Consider the following 12,668-nt stretch of genomic DNA (forward strand, 5'->3'; position numbering starts at 1 on the left):
AGATTGCTACAGACAGGTAATTAAGCAAAAATACTTAAACCGTATATCCTGCATATTAAGGTCTGATTAAAGCGTCATGAGTCGATAAAATGGCCATCTGTCCTTTCTGCGCTAATAAATGTTTAATTTCCAATTAATATCATTTTTAAGTATAAACCCTTCCTTTGGCCCCGGACATGAAGCTTATTGCCAGCCATCTGAGCTTATGAATACTATTAGTCGCCGGTTTTTTTTACAAGCTACCCTGAGCAGCGCATCCATTGGGGTTTGGAGCGCATGTCGGAACCCATCTGGTGATGGCCCAACACCGGCTGTTTTACCGCTACGGTTCGCAGTAGCTTCGGATGGACATCTGGGCGAGCCAGCGACTCCATCAGACCAATATTTTACTGATTTAATAGCCGCTTTGACAAAAACACACCAGATTACACCACTTCAATTTGTGGTCGTCAATGGCGACTTAGTACACGAAGGCAATAACGATTTACTGCCAAAAGCGAAGGCCTATCTGGATCAATTGCCGATCCCATATTACGTGACGCGGGGCAACCACGACCGGGTCAGTTTGGATACCTGGCAACAAGTATGGGGGTATGGCACAAACCACGTAGCCGAGCGCAATAACGCAACGCTTATTCTGCTCGACACATCCAACGAAGCGGGCGATACGCTCTGCGGGGATGATGTCTGGCTTCGGCAAACCATGAAGTCAGTACGGTCGTCAGTGCCCGCTTTTTTGTTTATGCATATTCCGTTCATCCACAATGCACAGGGAACGGATGTCTGCACAGGCCTACTGAGTGTTTTGAGCGATTATCCCATCATTCGGGCGGTCTTTCATGGCCATGACCATACCAAAGATTTAAGCCTTATGTACGGCAAAACAGCGCTACTCTTTGACGCCCATTTCGGGAGTAGCTGGGGAACCGCTTACCGGGGATTTCGACTGGTTGAGCAGTCGGGAGAGAGTCTTACCACGCACCAATACGACTTCACCAATAACCAGACGATTAATAGTCTATCCTTCTGATTCGCACATTCATTGGTGGCCACTAAAATGATTTACCCGATTGCCGTTGCGGTAGCCAGCGTACTGCTGCTGACGACGCTTGTTTATTCCGCTGTCGGTCAACCCATCGACAATAAAGTGGCAACCGATACGTCGACCGAGCAACCCATGCGAGCCATCCAGTTCAGTTACAGCTATATGAACCCGGTCAGCTATCGCGGCCGTACGTTCGGTGTGCACCAGTGGGGCATGATGCCACAGATTACCTACCAGACGTCCACAAACTGGCACGTTTACACAGTGGGTTACATCTGGAACAATTTTCAGACATCGGAACTGGGGAAAATCGATCTGGGCATCGAGAAAGAGGGCAAATTAGGAAAACATCTCACGTATACGCTGGGATACGAACGCTGGTTTTTCCCTGACGCCGATGCGGGAGAAACGCAACCCCTCAACAACTTTTTTGAAGCGTATCTATCGAGCGACTGGCACGACTGGAGTCCGGCTATCGGCAACTATTACATGATCGGCAGCGAGCAATTACTGCAAACTGACGTAGAAGTCAGCCGATACGTTGGCCTGGTTAACGGGAAAAGCTGGTCACTCTTTATGGAGCCCTTGGCCAAGGCAACGCTGGCGAATCAGAACTATATCATCAACGGCATTTATCAGACAACCTTAGACAAGCGGGGGCACCTGAACCCATCGGCCCCCGACGTTCGAAGACCGTACGGCTTAGTGGCAGCCGAACTCAATTTGCCCATCACGCTGCAACAACCCCGCTGGTCGCTGCTGGTTGATCCTCGTTTAGTAAAACCGTTTAATACCCTGCCCGGCGAACGAACGAACGTCTTCTTTTATGCCGTGGCAACCCTTACTTACACGCTTCATTTAGCCAATGGACACTAAGCCAAAACCGGTTTTTTTTACACCGTCCCGTCGTCGCTGGCGGCTGTTTCGGAGCACACTGCTCGGTAGTCTCCTTTTGGGTATTGCCACGCTCGTAGTAGTTGGCTGGACGCTGGCTGAGCATGTTTTCCCAAAAATGCCGATCCTTCAGAATAATGAAAGCGCGTTTCAAAAGCTGTCCTCCGTTGATAGCGTGCAATCGGCGGGCTCGGGCAATAATGGTGTGCCGAAGGGGTTTCATCGGCATTTACCCGTGGCGGCTAAAGCCAGCAACCGTCCTCAAATACGAGCAGGTTTCTACGTCAACTGGGATGCTCAGTCGTATCAGACGTTGCGCGATCATGTTTCCGAACTCAACATGGTCATGCCCGAATGGTTCTTCGTGGGCAATCAGGGCGAACTCCGTACTGATATCGATAATACAGCCGATTCGCTCCTGAAACAGCATCCGGGTGTGGCCGTTGTACCGATGATCTCCAATTTTTACCAGGGTAACTGGCGCGGTCAGAACGTACATCGGCTACTGAACAACTCCGTCCAACGAAAGAAATTCATTGCTCAGGTCCTTAACCTGCTCAATCAGCGGCACTATCAGGGTGTTAACATCGACTTTGAAGAGCTGCGCGAAAATACCGATGAAACCCTGATTACGTTTGTCCGGGAAATGCACGCGGCTCTGCACCCCAAAGGGTACATTGTCACAATTGACATTGCGGCTCTGAACTCCGATTATAACTTGCCCGCCTTACGCCCGTACGTCGATTATTTTATGCTGATGGCTTATGACAACCATTTCAGTACATCGGCACCGGGGCCGGTAGCGCCCTATCCGTGGATCGAATATGTACTAGAAGATGCCTGCCGACAAATTCCTTCGGAACAGGTTGTGCTGTGTGTGGCTGGTTATGGGTACGATTGGGCCAAAGGCGGACAAGGAGTAGATGTTTCATACCAGCAAGCCATCGCGCGGGCCAATCGCCGGTCGGCTACGCCCATTCACTTCGATAATCAAACGTATAGCCTATCGTTTCGCTATGTGGATGAGCAGGGAAAACGGCATGATGTCTGGTTCAATGACGCGGCTTCGGCTTATAATGTACTGCGGGCAGCCGAAGATTACGAAACCGCCGGAGTCGCTATCTGGCGACTGGGTTCGGAAGACGTGCGAACCTGGACTTATTTTGCGCGGGATGTATCACGCCCGGCACTGGCGAGTAAACCCCTGAACTGGCAACAGTTGCAAACGGTGCCCGCCCTGAACAGCGTCGATTATCAGGGTGAAGGCGATATTCTGGACGTGAAAGCAACCCCTCATGCCGGTCAACTCAAGCTGGAATACAATGCAGCGGATCAACTCATCAGCGAAGAGCAGTACCTGACGTTACCGACGTCGTACGTCATCAGTAAAGTGGGGAAAGCGAGCAAAACGATGGTGCTCTCTTTCGATGATGGCCCCGACGAAACATACACGCCCCAGATTTTAGCGATTCTGGAACGCGAACACGTACCGGCTTCTTTTTTCGTGGTAGGAATTAATGTGGAGCGCAACCTGCCCTTGTTGCAGCGTATGGCGAAAGCCGGTTACGAAATTGGTAATCACACGACCCTACACCCCGATTTAACCAGGGTGAGTCCGCGCCGGTTGTTTTTTGAATTAAATACGTGCCGACGATTGATTGAAAGTATCACCGGACGCTCAACGATCCTGTTTAGGCCACCCTATAATGCCGACAGTGAGCCGGACAAGCCCGAAGAACTACGGCCTATCGCCCTGGCCGAACAACAGCACTATTACGCCATCGGCGAATCCATCGATCCGCTCGACTGGCAGGTAGGCGTTACGCCACAGCAGATTTTACAGCGGATTCAGCAACAGCAAAACCTGGGCAACATCATTTTGCTGCACGACGCGGGGGGCGACCGCTCAGCCACGGTAGCCGCTTTACCGGCTATCATTCACTACTACAAAAAACACGGCTATCGCTTCGCCACCATCAGCCAACTGCTGAACCGACCGGCCAGCGAGCTTATGCCGGTAGCCCCCGTTCAACGAGCCGCTTTACTGACAGATTGGAGCTTAGTTGAATTGCTTTATTATGGGCAACATATCCTAGGCTGGCTCTTTCTGATCGGCACTTTATTGGCCATCGCACGGGTTCTGTTGCTGGCTTTTTTGGCTATCCGTCAAAGGCATCAGTTTAAGGTGCCCGTTGAGTCGTATCAGGGTCTGGTCAGCGTGATTGTGCCCGCTTATAATGAAGAACTGAACGCTATCCGTACGGTCGAAAGCCTCCTATCCAGCACGTATTCGGACCTGGAAATTGTCTTTGTCGACGACGGCTCGCGCGATCAGACATACAATCGGGTTCATCAATATTTTGCGGCCAACCCACGCGTTCAGGTACTGACCAAACCGAATGGAGGAAAAGCATCAGCGCTCAATTTGGGGCTCGCCCATGCGAAGGGGGAAGTTGTGGTGTGTATCGACGCTGATACGCAGTTATTGCCCGATGCCATCGCCCGGTTAGTAGCCCTTTTTACTGATACAACGGTTGGGGCCGTGGCAGGCAACGTGCGCGTCGGCAATGTTCACAATTGGCTCACCCGCTTTCAATCGATTGAATACACAACGAGCCAAAACTTCGACCGTCGTGCCTATGAACAACTCAATTGCATTACGGTGGTACCGGGTGCGATTGGCGCGTTTCGTCGCACCGGGATGCTGGCCGTGGGCGGCTTCACAACGGACACGCTCGCCGAAGACTGCGACCTTACCGTGCGGCTACTGCGAGCTGGTTACGTAGTCAAGACCTGCAACGAAGCAGTTGCCGTAACGGAAGCGCCGGATACGATTCAGATGCTGTTGAAACAGCGAGTTCGTTGGTGCTACGGCATGATGCAGGTTGTCTGGAAACACCGCGATCTGTTGTTCCAATGGAAACGGACGAGTGGCGCAAGCTGGGCGGTGCGTTGGCTGGCTTTGCCAAGTCTGGTGGCTTTTCAGTTCGGGTTTCCGTTACTAACGCTGGTAGCCGAACTGCAACTGGGTCTCTCGATATTCACTGGCAGTTGGAGCCTTGTACTGACCTATTTTATTGGCTTCTTGGCGATCGATACGATCATAGCCGCTTTCGCTTACCGGCTGGAAGGCCGTTCGTTGCGCCCGCTTCTCTGGCTCCTGCCGCAGCGGCTCATCTGGCGCTACCTGTTATTCTGGGTACTGATTCGCTCCTACGCCAATGCGATTCGGGGCGAAGTTGCTTCCTGGGGTGTGTTGAAACGAACGGGGCAAGTATGGTTACCCGATCAGTCCCCTGAAACAATGGGATCGGTAGTTGTTCTCCGAAAACCGCTTAACACAGATGGTCGAAATAGGTAAGGAGTCAACATCGGTCAAAACCAGACACTATGATGGCGCTCGTTCGAGGACACATGGTGTTTGGTTTCAAGTCATTCCATCCAATCTTGCGTGTCCAGGCGACTATACGTAAACGCAATGGGGAAAAGCTCTTTTCTTGTTAATAACGAAAAATGCCCATCCCTAAGGGATGGGCAAGAAACAGATAGTGCGTGAATGGGGCTAAATAAATTCTATAACTTTTCTTTAGCCACTTTTACATCTTTTTTGGCTTCGTCTTTAATCAACTTTCCTTCAGCCTTCATACGAGCCTTACGGTCGGCTTTTAAGGCCGCATCGTCGCCAGCCATTTTGTCGGCATGCCGAGCCGCTTTATTCATCTTCAAATCAGCTTTATCAGCCGCGACCTGCGCTTTGGCTTCTGCGACAGCAGCCTTTTTCTTAACATCCTGAGCCTGACCAGAATTAATGGCCAATACAGCCAGTATCACAAAAGGAATGAGCTTTTTTTTCATTGTGACAACGGGAAAAATGATTTAACGAAATGAGTATTTTTACTACAAAATTCCTAACAAGATATTCATTTATGTGTTTGCGAATGCCAATTAAAATGTGGTTAATATGTGTTGGAGGTCAGATATAGTATTCTCCACTAATCTGATATAAGCAATGAATTTTCAAGCAATGGAAAAGAAGATAATCACTCGTCGGGGAAAAATTTTCAGAACAGAATCAACTGATTTATTTTTTATTGAACCGGCATAACAGTTTAACATACAATAGCGGTAAGCCACAGATTATCAATGCTTTTCGCTGATTCAACCTTAACAAATATGGCTGTATTTTACTTTGTATGCTCGGAATCAATTTTCTCAAATTGACAGGCAAAAGCTAATATAAGCCTGACAGTAACCAACCTAGTGGGTTGAGCATTTTCATCAGGTATGCGCATCCATACTGGGAAACAATCTACCTTTTACACAGGCGGTTTTTAAAATTAATCCGTCATTAATCACAAATTAATTCCGTTTTCAGCTACTAATCAGTTAATAAGTAGAATTTCGCACACAGTTAAATCAACCAGTCGTTTTACTATTCTCACGTTGTGTACCGATGGAAAAAGTTGTTGATTATGCCTTAGAATGGGATGTTAATCCTAACCGGCCCGACTCCTGGCGTATTGTTATTACAACCACAAAGCACGATACGCCCTTTAGGTTGCCCATTGATACACCTCAGGAATTTCTGGCCGCAGCGCACATGCTCAGTAAATCATCGGTGATGTATGATCGAAATACCGGTTTATTGGTTGTGCCACAACGAGCAGCCGGCACGTAGATAACTTATGCTCGTTTGTACTCATTGGTGTTCAAGGCTGAGCGACCACGTCTATGAAGTATACTGACACACTACTCGATCGCCTTCAGCAGGCTAATCAGGACCGCCGACCCGATATGTTGATGCGGAAATACCAGGCCATGGGTGAAAATGCGTTCCGATTTTTCAGGGCAACCCCTTCTTTATTTTATCAACATTTGCCCCTCGAACTGCTGGCTGGCGGGTATCCGGTTTGTTGGAGCTGCGCAGACTTGCATTTAGAAAATTTTGGTTCGTTCCGGGCTGGCAATAAATTGGTCTATTTCGACATCAACGACTTTGACGAGGCTTTGCTGGCACCGGCTACCGTTGATCTAAGTCGACTTGTAACCAGCCTGTTTGTGGCCGCACCGTTGCTGAGACATTCGCCTGAAACAAGCCGGCAGCTTGCTCATCGTTTCCTGACTACCTACCGCCAGGAACTCTTACTCAGTAAACCACGGTCCATCGAGCGGCAGACGTCGAAAGGTATACTTAACAAATTTCTGACCCAGGTAGCCAGGCGGTCTCGTAAAGAGTTGCTCAATCGATTGACGCACGGGCATGGTCGAAAACGACAGCTTCGTCTACTAAACGACCGGCTCCTAGCGGTGCCGAAGGGTGAACGCGACGCGGTCTGGAATTGGTTGAAAAGCGCGCTGGCAGCAGGGGTAAATTCTACACTTCGGGACGTTAAGTTTCGACTGGCGGGCACGAGTAGTATCGGCCTGAATCGCTATGTCGCTCTAGTCGAAAGCGCAAACGGCAAACTCCATTTGCTGGATATAAAAGCGACTCGGCCCTCGGTTGCCGAACCTTACCTGTATGTAAACCAGCCCTATTGGCCCGACCCGGCAAGTCGTATCGTAGCGCTCCAGAATCGGCTTCAAGACGTCCCACCCGCCAGCTTATGGCCCCTTGCCGGGTTGAATGATGAATTTTTTGTTGTCCGCTCCCTACAACCGCAGGCTGACAGGCTTGATCTGACCAACAAGCGCGTACGGGGTAAACAACGACTGGGTAAGCTGGTCGACACAATGGCTCAGCTAACGGCTTCGGCTCATCTACGAAGTGGTGGTCGACAAGGATCAGCCATCTCTGATGAGTTAGTTACTTTTGCTGACAAGCCGGTTTGGGCTTCTGAATTGGTAACTTGGGCCGAAACGTATGCGCAACAGGTTTTTCAGGATTTCACCCTGTTTAGAGCTGCTCTCAAAGCTGGGTGGGCTGATTCAGGTCGGGTCAACGAACTCATCTAGAGGCTTCGGTGTGAAGTCAGGTTAGGGCAACACAACCAGTTTACCTGAGCCTTGGTTATTTTCCATAAATTGATGTTCACGATCGGCTCCAGCGTAAACGTCCGGCTGATAGCTAATTTTAGTTTCTCCTCGTCAACTTGGCGGATGAAGTTTTGAAACGCCATCGTCGGACTTGTAAACTGACTGCTATCCTAGGTGGTTAGCCGCACCATAGCGGGAATAAAGTCCATTGGCGTGAAGTGGGCAATCGACCAGCTTTCGGCCAGCATCCTACTCATGCAACCCGTACCGTCGGGTTGGAGGCATTTTAGCGAGTCCTGTAAGGTAGAGGTGCCGACTAATTTCAGCGTTTTCGTGAGACTTGATGCCGAAGAAATCTGAGTGATCCGCGTCGATTTATTCTGCTTGCACCAGGTGCTCGAATTGTTTGCTGTCCTTAGTGGCCCAATCCGCCAATGCTAATAAAACAGGGCTTAACTCTTCACCAGATGGGGTTAGACTATAAATCGTAATGGGCGGCATCACCTGTTCTACCAAACGCTAAATGCACTCAAGGGAGTAGCGGTAAAACATTTACGAGCGGGCATTTTTTATATCAATTTCTTCTTCGACATCCCTTTGATCCGACCCATGGGAATGATGGGGAATAACTACTGGTTCAAAGCCCCATTAGTACTGGTTCATCCCAGAGACATTGCTCGGGCTGCTGCTCTGGAATTGCAGTACACCCGTACGCGATTTGCCGCCGTTTGTACGCGTGAGCATCGAGCTACCGGATGCCATTGAGCATATCCAACTATCTGAATTGCCTACCGGTTGGGATGCGCTCAAGTACTCCGAAAGCCTACCACAGTTTTTACTATCCAAGTTGGTTCTTTTTTATCCCGCCTTGGCCTTTGCAATTCCGTCGGTGATTGTTAGGAATACGCCATCACGCAACATCCTGATCAAACCTTTGCACCCGCTGATGAGTCAGGTGAAGATAGTGGACGTAGTGGCTCATGAGTTCGATGAACGATTACAGAAAAAGGCTGATCTGCCAGCGATTTCTACCGCACAAGTTAAGAAGCTCCAAAGACGGTTTGCTTAGGGATACTATCCCGCTACAATCCTAGTGTGGTAGAGCGGCTTGTATCGTTCAAGAATACAAGCGTTTGCTGAGACGAAGCATTTAGAATACTAGGCTGAATTTTTAATGTCTATCAACGCTAATCCGTAGCATAAACGCGTGTGCAACTCTTACAAAACCGCTAAAAGCACATCAACTCCATTTTTCAGTATCATTAGTCGTAACTCGTTTACAGTCAAGTAAATTGCGCTAAAATCTGTTTCGAATCTGGAACGCTAATTTTATCTTATTTTTCAGACCTTTTGGGGTAATTAGCTGATTAGCAGGCTCTGTTTGCCCGAAACTGTTTTTATCTCTTCCTTTCCTGGTTTATTGACCCCGCCACGCACTACAGCGGTAGTGCAATCATTTTGATTCGAAGGTCATGCATATATGATCAAACCTTCTTTTTAGGGAAAGCCTGAGCGCTTGGTTACTTGGTAAGGAGGATTGGTCTGCAAGAGACAGTCTCCAGCTTTTAAAACAAAAGCTTCCCCGTTGGGGTGAATATAAGCGTGCCGTACTGCCTGACGACACGTATCTGGACGACCTGGCTTATCGTCACGGCGTGACCAGACAAAATACTTACCTCATCCGTATTTTTAGGCACGCAGGTGCAGCTCCAGGTTGTGCTACTTGACCAGTCGCCGTTTTGTACACTGCTGATGATTGGGCTGGCGACCCGGCGAATCCGGTTATTGTCGCGATCAGCAATGAATAGGTTCCCACTTCCGTCGACGGCGATTCCGGTGGGCTTGGCGATACTGGCTCGCGTTCCCAGTTCCCCATCGCCACTAAAATTGTATACCCCATTACCCGCTACGGTCGTGATGCTGCCCGCCGGCGTAACTTTCCGAACCCGGTTACCACCCTGATCGGCAATAAACAAGGTACCATCTGTAGCCACGGCAACACCAGTCGGATAGTTCAGTCCTGCACTAGTGGCGGGACCACCGTCGCCCGTCGACTGACCGATTCCGTTACCAGCAACGGTGGTCGTTACCCCCGTTGTCGTAACCTTACGAACGACGTAATTACCGGCATCGGCAATAAACAGATTCCCGTTTTTGTCAACGGCTATGCCCTGAGGGGCAATCAGCGCCACACTCGTGCTTATTCGGGTAATGATGCCCGTCGTGGAAACTTTACGAATGGTAGCGCTTTCCCGATCAACAATGTATAAATTCCCAGTATCGTCTACTGTCACGCCAGTAGGCTCCTTCATCGAGGCACTCGTGGCGGGGCCGCCATCGCCTTTATAGTCGTAATAACCGTCTCCCGCTACGGTCGAGATCGTTCCATCCGATGAAACCTTCCGAATCCGCCGGTTATACGTGTCAGCAATAAATACATTCCCGATTCGATCAACGGCTACGCTGGTCGGACTGTTGAGCATTGCACTGGTAGCCGTACCACCGTCTCCACTGTACCCAAACGTTCCCGTACCGGCGATTGTGCTGATGATACCCGTGGGTGAAACCCGCCGTACCTGATGATTAAGCTGGTCGGCAATGAACAGATTTCCCTGTCCGTCTGTGGCTACGCCGGACGGCACGTACAAATCAGCTTTCGTAGCCGGACCGCCATCGCCACTAAACGTTTTACCGTTGCCTGCCAGGGTACTGATCGTGCCTGCTGGTGTAACCTTCCGGACCCGCGTATTTGTCGCATCGGCGATGTAAAACGTACCGTCGTCCTGCACAGCTACTCCCACCGGGTAGTAGAGCCGGGCGCTGGTAGCCGGGCCACCGTCACCCCCAAAACCCGTAGACCCGTTACCAGCCACCCGATTGATAATTCCTGAGGTATTGACCTTGCGAATGAGCATGTTCCGGCTATCGGCAATAAACAGATTCCCGCTTTTGTCGACGGCTACACTCGACGGAAGTGCCAGCGCAGCTTTCGTAGCCGGACCGCCATCGCCACTATATGAGTTCGCACCCGTACCAGCTACCGTGCTGATCACACCGGTCGTCGACACTTTACGAATTCGGTGGTTACTCCGGTCGGCGATATACAGATTACCCTCCGTGTCGACGGAGACACCGTAGGGTTCATATAGTTTGGCGCTAGTAGCCGGGCCACCGTCACCACTAAATCCAAAGGCCCCCGTACCTGCGACCGTGCTGATGATACCATCCGTAGAAATTTTGCGGATACGGTGATAACCGGTTTCGGCAATGTAGATATTACCCGTCATGTCTACAGCTACACCGGACGGTTGAAAGACAGATGCCTTTGTGGCCGGACCGCCATCACTCCCTGAGCCGCAGCACCCCACTAGCGTTGTAATGCTACCAGTAGGCGTAACTTTACGAACCGCATTATTGTCTTTATCGGCGATATAGAGGTTTCCATCTTTGTCGACGGCAATGCCGTATGGAGAGTCTAACTGCGCATCGACAGCTGGTCCGCCATCCCCCCGAAAGCCAGCCAGGCCGTTGCCCGCTACGGTGGAAATACTACCATTGACGGTGACTTTTCGAATGCGGTTATTATCGGTGTCCGCAATATAAACTACACCGTTCTGATCAACGGCTACACCAGTAGGGTGGTTGACAAACGACGAGGGAGCCGGTCCGCCGTCGCCCATGGCATTTGATCCTGCAACGGTAGCAATAGTCTGGGCGAATGTGTGCAGGGAAAGAAACAGACAGAAAATGTTAACTACACTTGAAAGGGTTACGTATGGGCGTAAAGTAAGCTTCATGAAATCGGGCTAATTCGAAATAGATGAACAAATTAAAAGATTTTTGAGAGTATCTAAAAATTGGATCTTTCAATAAAGTAAAGAGCCCATAAGGTCAAAAGACACGGCATAGGCCGTCTCTCACGAACGAACACATCAATGCTTCTCATCACAAGGATAGAAGTAAGGGCTAGTCTGTTGCCGGGCAACTGGTGTGGCCCGCCGGAGCGGCCTGCTCTGTTTTAAAATAGCAGACAATTGGCCACAAAAGGACCGCAATTACTCAAAAAGGGTGGGCAATTTTTCGACTTGCACCATAATGGTACATTTCTTTTTTTTAGCCTGTTTTATTAGTCAATATGTTGATGGTCAATGGAATTTCACTAACTTAGGTGGTAGTAGTTTAGGTGCAATTTTCGTCTTTTTGTCAACCTTTTCTAACTAACTTGCTAATTATCAGGGGAAGGAGAGGGTGTCAGGTATACTGCCCGGATGATCGCCGTGTCTGATGATGGCTTCGGCGTAGAAGAGCTCGACCCAGCCCCGCCACCGGGTCAGCTGCCAGAACTGACTCTGGGGCAGGCGCAGATCCAGGTCCGTGCCGCTGCTTTGGGGACTAAGCACCGGAAGCTGGGCAGTGATGCGCTCGATGAGGCCTAAACACTCGGCACTCGAGAGCGGAAACTTGTCCTCCCGGCTGAACTCGCCTGTCAACAACTGCCCCATCGACTCGCCGATCATGGTGGTGATAAACTCGATCCGACAGAAGCTGAGTTTGACCCAGCGGACCGCTTCCAGATTAAGCTCCTGTGCGCTCAGCGATAGAGTAGGGCAGGGCCTGGGTCATCATGCGTGGATCGGGGTCATACCGTCCAGACCGTAACGGGCGTTAAGCATGGCGTCGAGTCCCTCCCGGATGGGCTGCAGCTGGCTGGCCGCGGGCACGACGGTATAGGGGAAGTTGGGATGCTGCTCGT

10 protein-coding genes are annotated in these 12,668 nt (G+C 50.2%); 6 read left to right on the forward strand and 4 right to left on the reverse strand.

The window, feature by feature from the left end; translation table 11 throughout:
- The first annotated feature begins 205 nt into the window (after window positions 1-205).
- Genes GK091_RS09665 through GK091_RS09675 form a run of 3 tightly spaced genes read left to right on the forward strand, consistent with a single transcriptional unit; the run spans window position 206 to window position 5,300 of the window.
- Window positions 206-1,030, forward strand: a complete 825-nt coding sequence (locus GK091_RS09665) for a metallophosphoesterase family protein (protein WP_164036763.1) — start codon at window positions 206-208, stop codon at window positions 1,028-1,030.
- 27 nt (window positions 1,031-1,057) lie between these two features.
- Window positions 1,058-1,921 carry a hypothetical protein gene (locus GK091_RS09670; protein ID WP_164036765.1) on the forward strand — a complete coding sequence of 288 codons (864 nt, stop codon included), beginning with the start codon at window positions 1,058-1,060 and terminating at the stop codon, window positions 1,919-1,921.
- Complete coding sequence (locus GK091_RS09675) at window positions 1,911-5,300, forward strand: glycosyltransferase (RefSeq protein WP_164036775.1); 3,390 nt, start codon at window positions 1,911-1,913, stop codon at window positions 5,298-5,300. Before GK091_RS09670 ends, GK091_RS09675 begins: the two co-directional genes overlap by 11 nt.
- Window positions 5,301-5,512: 212 nt before the next feature.
- Here the strand turns inward: GK091_RS09675 and GK091_RS09680 are convergent, their stop codons facing one another.
- Window positions 5,513-5,794: a hypothetical protein gene (locus GK091_RS09680; RefSeq protein WP_164036777.1), complete on the reverse strand. Its 282-nt coding sequence runs from the start codon at window positions 5,792-5,794 to the stop codon at window positions 5,513-5,515.
- Between the two features lie 598 nt (window positions 5,795-6,392).
- On the opposite strand from GK091_RS09680, the gene GK091_RS09685 reads away from it, so the two are divergent.
- On the forward strand, window positions 6,393-6,617 hold the full coding sequence (locus tag GK091_RS09685; RefSeq protein ID WP_164036779.1) for a hypothetical protein: 225 nt from the start codon (window positions 6,393-6,395) through the stop codon (window positions 6,615-6,617).
- A 53-nt stretch (window positions 6,618-6,670) separates the two neighbouring features.
- Window positions 6,671-7,894, forward strand: coding sequence for a DUF2252 family protein (locus GK091_RS09690; protein WP_164036781.1), 1,224 nt, complete (start codon window positions 6,671-6,673; stop codon window positions 7,892-7,894).
- Window positions 7,895-8,290: 396 nt separating this feature from the next.
- Here the strand turns inward: GK091_RS09690 and GK091_RS30040 are convergent, their stop codons facing one another.
- Window positions 8,291-8,419 carry a winged helix-turn-helix transcriptional regulator gene (locus GK091_RS30040; RefSeq protein WP_394351878.1) on the reverse strand — a complete coding sequence of 43 codons (129 nt, stop codon included), beginning with the start codon at window positions 8,417-8,419 and terminating at the stop codon, window positions 8,291-8,293.
- Between the two features lie 232 nt (window positions 8,420-8,651).
- On the opposite strand from GK091_RS30040, the gene GK091_RS09700 reads away from it, so the two are divergent.
- Window positions 8,652-8,984: an RES family NAD+ phosphorylase gene (locus GK091_RS09700; RefSeq protein ID WP_164036783.1), complete on the forward strand. Its 333-nt coding sequence runs from the start codon at window positions 8,652-8,654 to the stop codon at window positions 8,982-8,984.
- A 496-nt stretch (window positions 8,985-9,480) separates the two neighbouring features.
- Here GK091_RS09700 and GK091_RS09705 read toward each other — a convergent pair whose 3' ends face one another.
- Window positions 9,481-11,712, reverse strand: a complete 2,232-nt coding sequence (locus GK091_RS09705; protein WP_164036785.1) for an NHL domain-containing protein — start codon at window positions 11,710-11,712, stop codon at window positions 9,481-9,483.
- 435 nt (window positions 11,713-12,147) lie between these two features.
- Window positions 12,148-12,315, reverse strand: coding sequence for a hypothetical protein (locus GK091_RS09710; RefSeq protein ID WP_164036788.1), 168 nt, complete (start codon window positions 12,313-12,315; stop codon window positions 12,148-12,150).
- Window positions 12,316-12,668 lie beyond the last annotated feature (353 nt).

Origin of the sequence: Spirosoma agri (assembly GCF_010747415.1) — a bacterium.
GTDB lineage: Bacteria > Bacteroidota > Bacteroidia > Cytophagales > Spirosomataceae > Spirosoma > Spirosoma agri.

Coding starts and splice junctions, on each gene's coding strand:
- GK091_RS09690 (WP_164036781.1), top strand. CDS start 6,671: ATGAAGTATACTGACACACTACTCGATCGCCTTCAGCAGGCTAATCAG.
- GK091_RS09705 (WP_164036785.1), bottom strand. CDS start 11,712: ATGAAGCTTACTTTACGCCCATACGTAACCCTTTCAAGTGTAGTTAAC.
- GK091_RS09675 (WP_164036775.1), top strand. CDS start 1,911: ATGGACACTAAGCCAAAACCGGTTTTTTTTACACCGTCCCGTCGTCGC.
- GK091_RS09665 (WP_164036763.1), top strand. CDS start 206: ATGAATACTATTAGTCGCCGGTTTTTTTTACAAGCTACCCTGAGCAGC.
- GK091_RS09670 (WP_164036765.1), top strand. CDS start 1,058: ATGATTTACCCGATTGCCGTTGCGGTAGCCAGCGTACTGCTGCTGACG.
- GK091_RS09680 (WP_164036777.1), bottom strand. CDS start 5,794: ATGAAAAAAAAGCTCATTCCTTTTGTGATACTGGCTGTATTGGCCATT.
- GK091_RS09685 (WP_164036779.1), top strand. CDS start 6,393: ATGGAAAAAGTTGTTGATTATGCCTTAGAATGGGATGTTAATCCTAAC.